This is a genomic window from Streptomyces sp. NPDC059828, assembly GCF_042731955.1.
Lineage (GTDB): Bacteria > Actinomycetota > Actinomycetes > Streptomycetales > Streptomycetaceae > Streptomyces.
The window spans coordinates 13,287-27,439 of record NZ_JBHWIW010000069.1; the positions used below are offsets into that span (position 1 = coordinate 13,287).

11 protein-coding genes are annotated in these 14,153 nt (G+C 72.6%); 1 reads left to right on the forward strand and 10 read right to left on the reverse strand.

Translation table 11 applies throughout. The annotated features are described in order from the left end of the window. Nucleotides 1–3 precede the first annotated feature (3 nt). The 5 genes from ACFV6V_RS29145 to ACFV6V_RS29165 all read right to left on the reverse strand — a co-directional run bounded on the left by ACFV6V_RS29145 (nucleotide 4) and on the right by ACFV6V_RS29165 (nucleotide 6,476). Nucleotides 4–1,155 (reverse strand): NlpC/P60 family protein, encoded by a 1,152-nt coding sequence (locus tag ACFV6V_RS29145; protein WP_385570786.1) that lies wholly within the window; start codon nucleotides 1,153–1,155, stop codon nucleotides 4–6. Between the two features lie 699 nt (nucleotides 1,156–1,854). Next, nucleotides 1,855–4,362: a PQQ-binding-like beta-propeller repeat protein gene (locus tag ACFV6V_RS29150; protein WP_385570788.1), complete on the reverse strand. Its 2,508-nt coding sequence runs from the start codon at nucleotides 4,360–4,362 to the stop codon at nucleotides 1,855–1,857. 39 nt (nucleotides 4,363–4,401) lie between these two features. Continuing rightward, nucleotides 4,402–4,677, reverse strand: coding sequence for a hypothetical protein (locus ACFV6V_RS29155; protein WP_361279118.1), 276 nt, complete (start codon nucleotides 4,675–4,677; stop codon nucleotides 4,402–4,404). Nucleotides 4,678–4,710: 33 nt separating this feature from the next. Further along, complete coding sequence (locus ACFV6V_RS29160; RefSeq protein WP_385570789.1) at nucleotides 4,711–5,457, reverse strand: TetR/AcrR family transcriptional regulator; 747 nt, start codon at nucleotides 5,455–5,457, stop codon at nucleotides 4,711–4,713. An 83-nt stretch (nucleotides 5,458–5,540) separates the two neighbouring features. After that, a complete protein-coding gene (locus ACFV6V_RS29165; RefSeq protein ID WP_385570791.1) occupies nucleotides 5,541–6,476 on the reverse strand; it encodes a diiron oxygenase in 936 nt (311 codons plus the stop codon). A 140-nt stretch (nucleotides 6,477–6,616) separates the two neighbouring features. Here ACFV6V_RS29165 and ACFV6V_RS29170 point away from each other — a divergent pair, with 140 nt between their 5' ends. Continuing rightward, entirely contained in the window at nucleotides 6,617–7,723 is a 1,107-nt protein-coding gene (locus tag ACFV6V_RS29170) for a ferritin-like domain-containing protein (RefSeq protein WP_385570792.1), read from the forward strand. A 192-nt stretch (nucleotides 7,724–7,915) separates the two neighbouring features. Here the strand turns inward: ACFV6V_RS29170 and ACFV6V_RS29175 are convergent, their stop codons facing one another. The 5 genes from ACFV6V_RS29175 to ACFV6V_RS29195 all read right to left on the reverse strand — a co-directional run bounded on the left by ACFV6V_RS29175 (nucleotide 7,916) and on the right by ACFV6V_RS29195 (nucleotide 13,991). Continuing rightward, nucleotides 7,916–9,382 carry a penicillin-binding transpeptidase domain-containing protein gene (locus tag ACFV6V_RS29175; RefSeq protein WP_385570794.1) on the reverse strand — a complete coding sequence of 489 codons (1,467 nt, stop codon included), beginning with the start codon at nucleotides 9,380–9,382 and terminating at the stop codon, nucleotides 7,916–7,918. After that, nucleotides 9,379–10,773, reverse strand: coding sequence for an FtsW/RodA/SpoVE family cell cycle protein (locus tag ACFV6V_RS29180; protein ID WP_385570795.1), 1,395 nt, complete (start codon nucleotides 10,771–10,773; stop codon nucleotides 9,379–9,381). Before ACFV6V_RS29180 ends, ACFV6V_RS29175 begins: the two co-directional genes overlap by 4 nt. A gap of 48 nt (nucleotides 10,774–10,821) precedes the next feature. Next, nucleotides 10,822–12,171 carry an ATP-binding protein gene (locus ACFV6V_RS29185; RefSeq protein ID WP_385570799.1) on the reverse strand — a complete coding sequence of 450 codons (1,350 nt, stop codon included), beginning with the start codon at nucleotides 12,169–12,171 and terminating at the stop codon, nucleotides 10,822–10,824. Between the two features lie 32 nt (nucleotides 12,172–12,203). Continuing rightward, the gene (locus ACFV6V_RS29190) at nucleotides 12,204–12,920 is read right to left on the reverse strand and encodes a hypothetical protein (RefSeq protein WP_385570800.1); all 717 of its coding nucleotides are present in this window, start codon (nucleotides 12,918–12,920) and stop codon (nucleotides 12,204–12,206) included. A 273-nt stretch (nucleotides 12,921–13,193) separates the two neighbouring features. Then, complete coding sequence (locus ACFV6V_RS29195; RefSeq protein WP_385570797.1) at nucleotides 13,194–13,991, reverse strand: HEAT repeat domain-containing protein; 798 nt, start codon at nucleotides 13,989–13,991, stop codon at nucleotides 13,194–13,196. Nucleotides 13,992–14,153 lie beyond the last annotated feature (162 nt).

The window sequence follows — 14,153 nt, forward strand, 5'->3', positions numbered from 1 at the left end:
TCCTTAGGGTGCCGTGGCGGAGGCGTACCCGGTGTCCGAGCCCGCTGCCGCATGCTTCGGGAGCATAGGCGGCGTGTATGACAACAGCGGGGCGCTCGCCGGGTCAGGGCGGACCGCGCCCAGGACGGGGTTGGACGCGAGGGGAGAGACCTTCACCCTGGTGCCGGGGCGGGGGGCCTGGATCACCAGGCCGCTTCCCAGGTAGATCGCCACATGGGTGGCCCTCGGGAAGTAGATCACCAGATCGCCCGGGCGCAGCGAGTGCAGCGGGATCCTCTCCAGCCGGGCCCACTGTTCCTGGCTGGTACGGGGGATGGGGTGGCCCGCGGCGGCCCAGGCCTGGGAGGTGAGGCCGGAGCAGTCGAACGCGAGCGGTCCCGTGGCGCCCCAGACGTACGGCTTGCCGATCTGGCGGATGGCGTAGCCGACCGCCGCGCCGCCCTGCCGTGACGGCAGCCGGGCGCCCGCGCCCAGGACACCGGACGCGAGCAGTGCGCGCTGGGCCTGGTCCATGCCGGTCCGCTCCAGGCGCTCCAACTGGGTGCGCTCTTCGGCGGAGAGCCTGGCGAGCAGGGCCTGCGCGGTCTCCAACCGGGCCTGGACCGTGTCGCGTTGTCTGCGCTGACGGTCGGCGAGGGACCGCTGGACGGCGAGTGCCTTGCGGGAGCGGGCGGCCAGGTTGTCCGCGCGCAGCTCGCTGTTCTCCAGGCGGGCGATGGCGGCGGCGTTGCCGCTGTTCGCACGTTCCATCAAGTGCCCTTCGTCCAGGGCCTCCTGGGGACTGCGGGCGAGCAGCAGCCGCAGATACCCGGAGAGTTCCGAGGCGCCCTGGTACTGGCGACGGGCGAGGCGGCCCGCCTCGTCGCGGCTCTGGTCCAGTGCGGCGCGGGCCTGGCGGAGTGCGGCATGGAGCTGCCTGGTCTCGGCGCGTTGGACCTTCAGGCGTTCGGCGGTCGCGTTGTACGCCTCGCCCGCCTCCTCCGCCTGCCGGTAGAGCTCCCGGAGCATGGGGAGCAGTTCGCGTACGGTACGCGGCTCCGCCGGACCGTCCGGCACGGCCGCGGCCGGCCCCGCCGCGAGCGCGGTCGCGGACACGACAGCGCTCGCGGATGCGACCGCGGTGGTCCGGAGCGTACGCAGCAGTCTGTCTGGCATCCCTCTACCTTCCGTTGGTCACGGGAGGGATGATGCTGCGGCCGAGTCCTGTTGAGCGTGAGGCTGGCCGCGCCACGCGGGGCCACCACCCGAGCACCTCAAGTCCGCTTGTCTTATGGATGGATGATCTCGGGGCTCTGTCGAGAACGCGGTCCAGGTCCTGTCCGCCCGGGCGGATCTAGGGCCTTTCGTTTGGATCTTGCCGGGCTCGCGTGCCCCTGGTGCCGCGTCTCGCCGCGTTGTCGTCGGTCGGCATGGCTCCGCCATGACTCCCTCCTCCGCCTTGCGATACGTCCCCTCGGCCCCAAGGGCCGGGGGAGACCCCAGGCTCGGCCCCAAGGGCCGGGGGAGACCCCAGGCTCGGCCCCAAGGGCCGGGGGAGGCCCAGGACCCTCGGCCCCAAGGGCCGGGGGAGGCCCAGGACCCTCGGCCTCAAGGGCCGGGGGAGACCCCAGGCTCGGCCTCAAGGGCCGGGGGAGACCCCAGGCTCGGCCTCAAGGGCCGGGGGAGGCCCAGGACCCTCGGCCCCAAGGGGGCGGGGGAGAGCCCAGGCTCGGCCTCAAGGGGGCGGGGGAGAGCCCAGGACCCTCGGCCTCAAGGGGGCGGGGGAGAGCCCAGGACCCTCGGCCCCAAGGGGGCGGGGGAGACCCCAGGCACCAGACCCCGCTCACTGATCCGACCTGATCCGAACGAAAGGCCCTAGCGGCCGATGGGCAGCGCGTACAAGGTCGTGTCCCGCCAGACCACGGCCGTGCCTCCGGCGACGATGCCGCGGTAGCGGCCCGACTTCTCATCCCCGTCGGCCGCGCCGGAGGACTGGAACTTCCACAGCCGGCGTCCGTCATCCGTCGCGAACGCCGTCACCTGGCTTGCCTCCAGAGCCAGCGCAGTCCGCGCCCCGGCGGAGAGCAGCAGCCTCGGTCGCCCGCCGCCACCCGCCTCCGTCGAACGGGACCAGCGGACCTTGCCCGTCGCCGTCTCCACGGCGTACAGCTCATGGTCGGAGGTTCCGAGGTAGAGGGTCCCGTTCTGGATGAGGCCCTTGCCGAAGCCCCCACGGTTGCCGTCGCCCGGAGTGCCCGGGCCGAAGGCCTGCCAGACGCGCTTGCCGCCGTGGGCGTCGAAGGCCTGGAGGTCGTCCCCGACCGGTGCGTAGACCCGGCCCGACGCGTCGCCGACGACGGTGGCCTCCTCGCGCACCCCTCCGAGGTACTTGCTCCACAGGCGCTTCCCGGTCTTCCGGTCGTGCAGCGCGAACAGCGCCAGGCCCTTGCTCGCCTTGCGCTGCTGCGTCGTCAGCGAATCGCTGTCCTGCCGTACGAGGATGCCGTCGGACATCATGGCGACGGCCTGGTACTCGGGCAGGGCGCTGCGGGAACGGCCGTTCGGGACCTGGGAACGCCAGAGTTCCTTCCGGGCGGCCATGTCGTACGCGAACAGATACGTGGCCGCACCCACCGTCCCGCTGAACCACACCACCGGCCCCTCGAACCCGGCCAGGGCGGTGACATGCGCCGGGGCGCTCACAATGTTCTTGACGGTGCCGTCCTCCGGGGAGAGCCAGAAGAACTGCGTGGGGCCGATCACGAACACACTGTCGCCCACGACGATGGGCTCGAACGCGGCCCGGGCACCCGACTGCGTCCACAGGCGGTGACCGCCGCGCAGGTCCACGCCCGTGCACTGGTGCGCCTCGGCGAGCACCAGCACCCGGTCACGCCAGACGGCGGGCTCGACGGAGTCCTCGCCCGAGTGCTCGTACGCCCACAGCGGGGTGGGCGGCACACCGGGGATGGACCGGGGCTCCGGCGCCGGGGCGGGCGAGGACTTCGAGCGGCCGCTCGCGACCGTGAACCCGATGCCCCCGCCCAGCAGCAGGCCCGCCGCGCCCGCCGCGCCCGCGGCCACGACCACCCGTCGGCGGGCACCTGCCTGGGCGGCCAGGACGGAGGCCGTGACACTGGACTTGGGGGCGGACGGAGCAGCGGACGGTTCGCCGCCAGGGCCGGGGACGGGGGCGGGAACGAGTGCCGCCTGGTGGGGATAGCCGGTGGTTTCGGCTGGGGACAGGGCCTGGGCGGGGAGCAGCGGTGCGGCGGGCGCGGCGGCGCCCTGGTCGGCGCTCCCGCGTACCGGGCCGAGGGCGAGCGTGTTCGTGCTGCCGATACCCGACGGCACCGGACCCTCGAGGCCCGCGACGGGGAGCGTGGGCGTCCTCGGCGCAGGCAGGGCCTTCGGTTCGGACGGTGCGAACAGCCCGCCCGACAGAGGATGCTGAGCAGGGCCCTGCACCCCGCCCTGCTCCCGCGCCACGGACACCGCGGCGGACTGGGCGGCCAGCGCGGCAGTGATCGGTTCCGGCAGCCAGCCCTCCCTGGCCAGGGCCGACGCGCCCGCCAGGGACAGGGCGGCGGCGATCGCGCCCGCCGTGGGCCGGTCGGCCGCCGACCGGGCCAGGCAGTCGGTCACCAGCCCCCGCAACGCCTCGTGGACCGGGAGCAGTTCGGCGCTGTCGAACGCACCGCTCCATGAACCGTCCCCCGCGAGCCCCGGGATCCGGGCCGTCGCCGCGTACGCCATGAGCAACCCCAGCGCGAAGACGTCGGCCGGGGGGCCGGGCTGCGCGCCCGCGAGCTGCTCCGGGGAGGGGTGGGCGAGCCGCACGGAGAGCCGGCCGTCTTCGCCCGCCTCGGCGTGGGCGGCTGCGCCGAGCGCGCCGAGGGCCGTGAGCCGGGGGCCGTCGGCAGCGAGCAGAACCGTTTCCGGAGTGAGTCCGTGCAGCACCGTGCCCGTCGCGTGGGCCCGCGAGAGGGTCTCGGCGACCCCGGCGCCCAGGGTCCGCACCGCCCGCTCCGGAAGTGGCCCCGCGAGGGCGACGGCCTCGGCCAGGCTGAGGGCGGGCACGTAGGCCCAGGCGGTCCACGGCTGCGGTGCGTCCGCCGACGCGCCCGCTCGCGGCGGCACCCAGCCGCCCGCGAGCCGGTCGGCCGTGCGGATCTCGTCCTCGAAGTGCCGGCGGAAGTCGGGCAGCGCGGCGAGCTCGGGCCGGGCGAGCGATATGACCGTGGTGGGGGCGTCCGTGCCGCCGTCGTCGGTGCCGTGGGCCGGGTGGCCGAGGTACTGCACCGCGCCCGCGCTCTCGCGCAGCCGGGCGAATGTGGTGAACGGACCGATGTGGCGCGGATCGTCCTGCTGAAGCGGCTTCATCGGCGAGTTCCCCCCGGTAGTGCGGTCGCGGTGATCCTATTATTCGGCGCGCTTCGGCTTGGACCAGGGCCAGTTGATCTGGCGGCGCTCACGGCCCCCCGGCGCGTACTCGTAGCGCCATCCGCGCGGCAGTCCGAGCCGCTTGGTGTGCCCCGCCGGGACCCTGCGGTACGCGTGGACGGTGGGCGGCCCGCCCGCGTCGTCCGGCACGGGCACCTCGTACCAGAGCGGGGGGTTGCCGGTCGGGCCGACGAGGACGGGCAGCACCCGGCCGTCGAGCGGCCCGCCGGCGAAGGGGGTGTTCTCGCTTCTCACCCCTCCAGTGTCACAGCAGCTGCGCCTGGTCCGTCACAGCAGGTGGGCCGCGTCGCCCACGAGGGGCAGCAGTCGCCGCCCGAGCGCCCCCGCCCTGCCCGACGCGTCCTCCAGGGCCAGGAGCTTCCGGACCACTCCCGCGGCCTCCTCGTCGGACGCCGCCGTCGCCGCCAGCAACGCGAGGAGGTGGTCGACGAGCCAGTCGCGCAGCTGGTCGGCGGGCTGGCGCTGTTCCTCGTCCAGCCAGATCAGGGACGCCGCCTCCACCGCGGCGATCCAGGTGCGGACCATCATCCGCACGCGCGGACCGGGATCGGGCAACACCCCGAGGTGTACCAGGATCTGCTCGGCCGCCGCGCGCCGCACCTGGTCCACGATCGCCGTCGCGCGGGAGGTCGCGGCGACACTGCCGCCGCGCAGCAGGGCACTGAATCCGGCATCGTGCTGGACGACGAAGTCGAGATAGCGGTCCATTACGCGGCCGAGCCGCTCGGTGGGCGGTCCGGTGGGTGGCTCGGCGAAGCAGAGCACGAGCGCGTCGGCCGAGCTGCGCAGCGCCGCCTCGTACAACTGCTGCTTGCCGCCGGGGAAATAGCGGTACACCAACGGCCGGGACACCCCGGCCGCCTCCGCCACGTCGTCGAGGGACACGTCCTCGGGCGCCCGGTGCGCGAACAGGGTGAGCGCGGCACGCAGCAGCTGGCTGCGGCGCTCCTCCACGCTCAGCCTCCGGTAGGCGCGGTTCCCCGCGGGAGCACTCGGAGCACGAGGAGTGGTCATACGGGCAGCGTAACCGCCACCCCTGGAGCGTGGGGGCAAGCTTCCGGCCCCGTCCCCAGGACCCGCGCCCTGCGGCCGCGTCCTCAGGCCAGCAGTCCCGAGCTCTTCCACAGCCTGCGCCCGGCGCCGCGCAGCACGCCGATGTCGTCCAGGAAGTCCGTGAGCCGCTTGGCCCCCGTCTGCATCACCTCGCGGCGGTGGCCGCTCGCCTTCACCTGGGCCACGGCCTCACGCCGGTCCAGGCCGACGTTCTCGTACACCTGGGGATTGACGAAGCAGATGGAGAAGATCCGTGCCGCCTCACCACAGCTGACCCGGGTGAGTTCCTGCTCCCAGCGCGGCGCGGTCACCATCTGGCGACGCAGCTCCTCGCGGGCGTAGCGGACATGGCGGGACTCCTCGACGACATGGATCCGGGTCACCCCGCGCACCAGGCTCTGGACCCGCTCGTCGGGGAAGGTGAGTCGCTGCATCCAGTCCAGGATCTCCTCGCCGAGCAGTGTTGCCGCGAAGGAGCCGGGGGTGGTCGAGATGGTCTTCATGACGCGGGCGAGGTTGTGGTAGACCCGGGGCACCTGGTAGGCCGGGGTGCCGCCTTTCTGGATCAGCCTGGCGAACATCATGGAGTGACGGCACTCGTCCGCGATCTCGGTCAGCGCGTAGCGCACGTGGTTGCTGGTCACGGGCTTGTCGTAGATATGCCTCACCAGCAGCTGCATCAGGATGATCTCGAACCAGATGCCGAGCGAGGCGAGCGACGCGGACTCGTGCCGGGCCAGTTCCATCCGCTGTTCCTCCGGCATCCGCTTCCACAACGGGGTGCCGTACAGGGACACCAGCTCAGGGGGCCAGAACCACTTGCCGTCCTCGAACGGAGCGTCCCAGTCCAGCTCCTTGTCCGGGTCGAAGGAGTGCCTGGCCGAGGACTCGAGCAGGCGCTCGGCGACCTGTTCGCGGTCCCTGAGCGGGCCGAGGGCGTCGCGGAGGAGCGTGAGATCGCGTGGGGTCACCGTTGTCATGGCACTTATGAGACTGCGTGTCAGCAAAGTCGTCAATCCCTTGCGCGGCACTTGTTGACCCGCTGTCTACCAACGTGTGAGCCTGCCTGAAGACGTCAGACAGACCGTCAGACGGTCAACGGACTGCGAAGGAGCTGTTCGTGCCGACACGTGACTTCTACACCCACACCCCTGACGATATGAACTGGGCCGTACCCGCGTCGGGCTCAGCCCGTTTCACCTGGGAATACGATGACGGCCGGGACCGACTGCTCGCCCTCTACCAGAAGGGCAAGGACAAACAGTGGGACGGCGCCAAGCGGATCGACTGGGACCTCGAGGTCGACCCGTACGACCCGCTCGGCACCCCGGACGAGTCCCTCAGTCTCTACGGCACCCGCCACTGGTCGAAGATGACCGAAAAGGACAAGGGCGAGCTCCGGCGCAACTACACCGCCTGGCAGTTCAGCCAGTTCCTGCACGGTGAGCAGGGAGCCATGGTCTGCGCGGCGCGGATCGTCGAGTCCGCACCCGACCTCGACGCCAAGTTCTACTCCGCGACCCAGACCATGGACGAGGCCCGGCACGCGGAGATCTACGGACGCTTCCTGCACGAGAAGATCGGGATGCTCTACCCGATCAACGACAACCTCCAGGCCCTGCTCGGCGACACCCTCCGCGACTCCCGCTGGGACATGCCGTACCTCGGCATGCAGGTGCTCATCGAAGGCCTGGCCCTGGCCGCGTTCGGCATGATCCGCGACACCACGGACAAGCCGCTGCCCAAGCAGATCCTGGCGTACGTGATGCAGGACGAGGCCCGGCACGTCGCCTTCGGGCGGATGGCGCTGCGGGACTACTACAAGCAGCTGACGGACGCGGAACTCCGGGAGCGCGAGGAGTTCGTCATCGAGGGCTGCTACCTCATGCGGGACCGCATCAGGGGCCTCGAGGTGCTGGAGGACTTCGGCATCCCGCGCAAGGAGGCGGAGGAGTACACGGAGCAGTCGGAGTTCCTGCACCTCTTCAGGAAGCTGCTGTTCAGCCGGATCGTGCCCTGCGTCAAGGACATCGGGCTGTGGGGCGAGCGGCTCCAGCGGGCGTACGTCGACATGGGGGTGTTCGAGCTCGGCGACTCCAACCTCGACCTGCTGATGAGCCAGGACGAGCAGGTCGCGGAGGAGCTGGACAAGGAGCGCTTCGCGGCGGAGGAGGCGGCGCGGGTCGCGGAGGTGGGCCAGGCGATCGCGGAGGGCGGCGCGGACTGAGGCCGGGGCCGGGGTCGGGGGAGGGCAGGGTTGTCCGGCGCGGTGTTCCTTCCGGTGCGCGCCGGATCGACGTTGATCTGACCGCGGCGACCGGCGCGGCGGGCGCAGCGGACAGTCGTAGCCAGGGTCGTGCCGCGCACGGCGGTGCCGCAACGATGGGGCGCTCCGCGGTGGCCGTCGCACGGGGCCGGTTCACGCCACGCCCCCCTTCAGCGCCGCCTCGATCACCACCCGTGCGATCGGTGCCGCGTCGCCGCCCCCGCTGATGTCGTCGCGGTTCGCCTCCGCGTCCTCGACCACCACCGCCAGTGCGATCGCCGGGCGGGTCGCGTCGCGCTTCTGGGCCCAGGCGATGAACCAGGCGTACGGCACACCGGCGTTGGCGACGCCGTGCTGGGCCGTACCCGTCTTTCCCCCCACCCGGACTCCGCGGATCGCGGCGTGCCGGCCGCCGCCCTTTTCGACGGCCTGGATCATCAGCCGCTGGAGCAGCTGGGCGGTGACCGGGTTCATCGGGCGGTCGTAGGTGCGGGGGAGTGCGGCGCGCACGGTGTGGCCGGCGCGGGTCGTGGTCCGGTCCACCAGGTAGGGGCGGAGGAGCTCGCCGCCGTTGGCGACGGCTGCCGCGACCATGGCCATCTGGAGCGGGGTGGCGGCGGTGTCGAACTGGCCGATGGAGGACAGTGCGAGCTGGTCCTGGCTCATTTGGCGGTCGAAGGTGGAAGCGGCGACCCGGGCGGGGATCCTCAGGCCCGTGTCGTTGAAGCCGAACTTCTCCGCCGTTTCCCGCATCCTGTCCAGCCCCACCTTCACCCCGAGGTGCGCCATCACCGTGTTGCAGGAGTACCGGAGCGCGTACGACAGCGATGCCCGGTCGCAGCGGGGCACCCGGTTCGGGAGGCGGGTACGGGTGCCCGGGAGGATGTACGGGTCGCGGGCGTCCGTGGGGGCGTCGGGGTCGGTGACGACGCGCGCGTCCAGCGCTGCGGCTGCTGTCACGATCTTGAAGGCCGAACCGGGCGGATAGGTCTGCCGGATGGCCCGGTTGAGCATCGGGCGGGTGGCCGAGGTGTTCAGCCGCTTCCACGCGGCGACCACCTCCGCGCTGTTCCCGGAGAGCAGCCCGGGATCGTACGAGGGACTGCTGACCAGCGCCAGGATCCTGCCGGTCGACGGCTCCATCGCGGCTACCGCGCCCCGCCGCCCGGCGAGTGCCTGGAACGCGGCCCGCTGCACCGATGCCCGGATCGTGGTGACGATCCTGCCGCCGGGCTGCCGTGAGCGGGTGAGCTCGTTCCACAGGGGCAGCGGGGCGAGCAGCGGATCCGTACCGGCCAGGGACTCGTCCTCGGTGTGTTCGAGCAGGGTGGTGCCGTACAGCTGCGAGGAGTAGCCGGTGACGGGCGCGAACAGGGGGCCGCTCCGGTACGTGCGCTCGTAACGCAGCTGCTGCCGGGTGTCCTTGCTGCCCGTGACCGGCTGCGAGCCGACGACGATGTCACCGCGCGGGGCGGCGTAACGGGCGATGAGGGGACGGCGGTTGGCCGGGTTGTCGCGGAGTTCGCCGGCCTGGAGGAGCTGGAGCCGTACGACGTTCACCAGCAGCGCCGCCAGCAGGACCAGGCACAGGAGCGCGGCGCGGCGGATATAGCGGGTCATCGGCCGTTCCCCGGGGCCATGGTCATCACGGCCGGTGCCGGGGTGCCGCCGTCCTCGGGCCCGGGCAGCGGGGCGCGGGCCGAGTCGCTGACGCGGATCAGCAGGGCCACGATGATCCAGTTGGTGACGACGGACGACCCGCCCTGCGCGAGGAACGGCATGGCCATCCCGGTGAGCGGGATCAGCCCGGTCACCCCGCCCGCGATGACGAAGACCTGCACCGCGATGATCGAGGCGAGCCCGATGGCGACGAGCCGCCCGAAGGGGTCGCGCAGGGCGAGCCCCGCCTCGTAGCCGCGCGCCACCAGCAGCCCGTAGAGCAGGATCAGCGCGCTGACCCCGATGAGTCCCAGCTCCTCGCCCGCCGTCGCCAGGATGAAGTCGGACTTGGCGGCGAAACCGATCAGGGTCGAGTGCCCCGCGCCGAGACCCGTGCCCTGCATCCCCCCGGCGGCGAACGAGAACAGCGACTGGGCGAGCTGGCTCGGCCCGAGCCCCGCGTCGATGGAGGCGAACGGGGTCAGCCAGTCCTGGACCCGTACGCGCACATGCGGTTCGAGCGCGCCGACGGCGAAGGCCCCCACACCGGCGAGCAGCAGCCCCACCGCGATCCAGCCGGTGCGCCCGGTCGCCACGTACAGCATGATCACGAACAGCCCGAAGAACAGCGCCGAGGTGCCGAGATCCCGCTCCAGCACCAGCACGCCCACGCTGATCAGCCAGATCGTGACGATGGGCCCGAGCGCCCTGCCGGTGGGGAACTGGAGCTTCCAGATCCGGCGCCCGGTGTAGGCGAGCGCGTTGCGGTTGGCGGCGAGATACGCGGCGAAGAACACCGCGAGCAGGATCTTGGCGAACTCCCCGGGCTGGAACGAGAACCCGCCGACCCGGATCCAGATACGGGCTCCGTTCACCGGGGGGAAGAGGATCGGCAGGAGCATCAGGGCCAGGGCGGCGGCGACCGAGACATACGCGTAGCGCTGGAGCACCCGGTGGTCGCGCAGCATCAGCACCACGGCGATGAACAGGGCGACCCCCAGGGTCGACCACACGAGCTGGGCGGGAGCGGCGGGGGCGCCGGGGGCCTCCAGGTCGAGCCGGTAGATCAGGACCAGGCCCAGACCGTTGAGGAGGACCGCGATCGGCAGGAGCAGCGGGTCCGCGTACGGGGCCCTGAAGCGCACGGCGAGATGGGCGAACAGCGCCAGCAGGCCGAGGCCCGCGCCGTAGGCGGCCGCGTCGGGCGGGACGGCTCCGGACCGGTTGAGGCCGACGGCGGCGTAGCCGTAGACGCAGATGAGGACGGCGCTGACGAGGAGCGTGAGCTCGACCCCGCGCCGTTTCGGCAGACGAAGTGCGGGCGGGGGAGCGCCCGCTGCCGGTGCGGTCATGACCGGCAACGTAGCAAGCGGGGGTGTTATGTCCGCCTATCCGGGGACTCAGGGGGTGTCGGGTTCTTCAGGGCGCGGCCCGGGGCGCGGGCCCCGATTCGGATCGGCGTGCGGGCCCGGGTTCGGGCCGGGGTGGGGGTCAACGGGCTCGTGGTCGGTGTGCGCGTACTCGGGCAGGCTCAGCCGGGCGATCGCTCCGCCCTCCGGCGCGTTGGCGAACTCCAGCTCCGCGCCGATCACCGCCGCCTGCCCCACGGCGATGGTGAGCCCCAGGCCGTGCCCCTTGCCGCCCGACTCGGTACGGAACCGCTGGGGGCCGTGCTCCAGCAGATACCGCGGATATCCGGCGCCATGGTCCCTTACCGTCACCACCGGACCGTCGACCGACACCACGACCGGCCGGGCGCCGTGCTTGTGGGCGTTGGTGATCAGATTGCCCAGCACCCGCTCGAGCCGCCGCTGGTCCGTCTCCACGCGCACCTGCCTGCCGATCGTCAGCTCGGTCTCACAGCCGGTGCTGCGCACGGACCGTACGACGCGCTCGGTGAGCGGGGCGAGTTCATGGATGTCGAGGTCCACCGTCTCGCCGCCCGCGTCAAGACGGGAGATCTCCAGCAGGTCCTCGGTCAGCGCGCGCAGGGTGCGCACCCGGTCCTGGACGAGCTCCGAAGGCCGACCGGGCGGAAGCAGCTCGGCGGCGGCGGACAGGCCCGTCAGCGGAGTGCGGAGCTCGTGCGCCACATCGGCGGTGAAGCGCTGCTCGTTGAGCAGTTTCTCCTGGAGTGTGGAGGCCATGGTGTCCAGGGCTTCGGAGACCGTGGCGACCTCGTCCTCGGGCCGGGACGGGTCCTTGGTGCGCGGGTCGTTGACCCGCGCGTCCAGGTCGCCCGCGCTGATCCGCCGGGCCACCTGTGCGGTCAGATGGAGCCTACGGGTCACCCGTGTCACCGCGAACGCGCCCACGAGCAGGGTCGCCCCGATGGCGAGCACGGAGGAGCCGAGGATGGCCCGGTCGAGATTGCTGATCGTGTCGGCGCTGACCGAGTAGTCGACCCGTACGGCGATGGCCTGGCCGTCGGCGGGGCCCGCGGCCCACATGGTGGGGCGGCCCCGGAAGTCGGACACGACCGTGCCGCGCTGCCCCGAGAGGGCGAGCGCGCGCAGCCGGGCCGGGAGTCCGGGTGGGTCGATGGCGCCGTAGCCGCCGAGCGGCTCGCCCGCCTCGTACGCGTGGGTGACCTCTTCGAGCCGGATGAGGGCCTTCTCGCGGGCGTCATCGACGGTCTCACGGGTCACGGACGCATGGACCAGTGCGCCGAGCAGCGCGGCGAGCGCGCAGCACATCACGGTGATGAAGAGCGCCGCCTTCCAGGCCAGCGTCGCCGTCCAGGCGGGCATGCGCAGCCGGGCCCGGCCGGCGCCGGGAGCGGTCACGGGGTGCCCCCCGGGCTCGGTGAATCCGAGGTGGGGGTGGGGGAGGGTGTGAGCGAGGAAGGGGGCGTCGACGTCGGGGTGGCCGGTTTGACGCGGATGATCTCGTCGCGGGTCGGCAGGATCGCGTGCTGCCGGCCGTCCCAGGACCAGGCCGTGCGGTACTCGTACCCCGGGATGCCCGCGGACACGGCGCGGGTGACCAGGTCCCGGCCCGCCAGCTCCACCCGGACGATGGCGTCCGAGTACGTCATGACCCGCGTCAACCCACCGTCCTTGTCCGGGAGATAGACCCGGATCGCGGTCTGCTGCCCGGGCATCCTGATGGCGACGATCAGCTCGTCCTTCCCGTCGCCGGTGAGATCGCGGTAGTACGGCTGGAGTACGGGGCAGCTCTTCGGTTGCGTGCCGCAGTCGCGGATCTGGTCGGCGGTCTGCCGGTACAGCCCGTCGGCGCCGGTGATCTGCTCGGGGTGGGCGGCCACATCCGCCTGGACGATCTTCACGGGGCTCACGGCCCGGACGTTCCCGTCCGGCACCTTGATGCCGGGGATGCGGGCGGTGTCGCTCTCCCCGTAGTCCACCGGGGGAGCGGAGATGTCGGGGAGCTCGGGCCAGAGCTGCTGGGGCCCCTCGGCCCTCGGGGTCGCCCCCGCGCTCTCCAGGCCGCCCGCGTCGCCGCAGCCGGTCAGCAGCGCCACGCCGGCCGCGGCCATGAACGTGGCGGCGACGACGGTGCGGGACGGTTCCACGGGGCTGGCTCCTCGCTGATGCCATGACGACGCCGTCTTCCGCGTCAGAATCAGAAGGGGCTCGGGCCGGTCTGTCTTTCGGACTTTCTGACTTGCCGATAACAGTATGCGGAGGCGTGTCAGTGCCGAGCGGTTTGACGGCATATGGGGACATTCGAGGCTATCTGTCCGCTGTTGCGGTGATCCATCGGTTGTGTAACGGCGTCGGCAACGTCGATCAGGGTGCCCGGCCGGTCCTCAGCCCCCGCTGGCCAGGGCCTTTCTGCACAGCGTCAGCAACCGCTCGTCCTGTTCGATGTCATGCGCTCCCGAACCGCCGTCGAGCACGTTGTGCCGCCGTGGGCGGCTGAGCTCCGCACGCAGCAGCGGAACCGCCGGTGTGGCCGCGGGGCCCATCTCGGTCAGGCACTCGGCGACCTCGACCCGGCCGTAACGGTTCTCTTCCCAGGCGGCGGCCAGCACGGGAAGGGCGTCGCGGGCCTCCCTCGTGACCCGCCACAGGGCGATCGCCGCGTCCATCCGGAGCCAGCGCTCACGCGAGCCGAGCAGTGCGCGGAGCGCGGGCGCCGCAGTCACGGCACGTGGGCCGAGGCAGCCCAGCGCCGCGGCCGCCGAGCGGCGCTCGTCCGGGCCGTCCGCGGTGAGCAGCTCCAGCAGCAGGGGCAGCACGGCAGCGGCGGCGTCGTCGCCCGCGACCGCCCACAGCGCCCGGGCCGCGGCCGTGGCCACCGAGGGGTTCGTACTGCCCAGCAGCGCGCGCAGCTGCGGCGCGGCAGGCAGCGCCGCGGGCCCGAAGGCCGCGAGGGTCCGCAGGGCGGACTCCAGCACCGACTCCATCACCCATGCGCCGCCCCGGGCCGAGGCGCCCCGCAGCACCCTGAGCACCTCGGGCAGTGCCTCCGCCGCACGCAGCGCCTCCAGGGCGGGCAGCAGTGGACCGGCCCGGTCGAAGAGCGTCTCGTCGAGCTCGACCTCGGCGAGCCGGCGCCGCAGCAGCGGTACGAGAGGCGCCGCGGCCGCACCCAGGTAGGGCACCGCGAACGCCGCCTCCCGCGGTAGTTCCGGTTTCTCCAGCGCGACGGCCAGGGCGGGGACCGCGCGCCGATCGCCCAGCCCGGGCCCCCCCCAGCACCCCCCGGGCCCCCCCCCCCACCCAAACCCACCCCCCCCCCCCCGCCCCCCCGCGGCCCGCGGCCC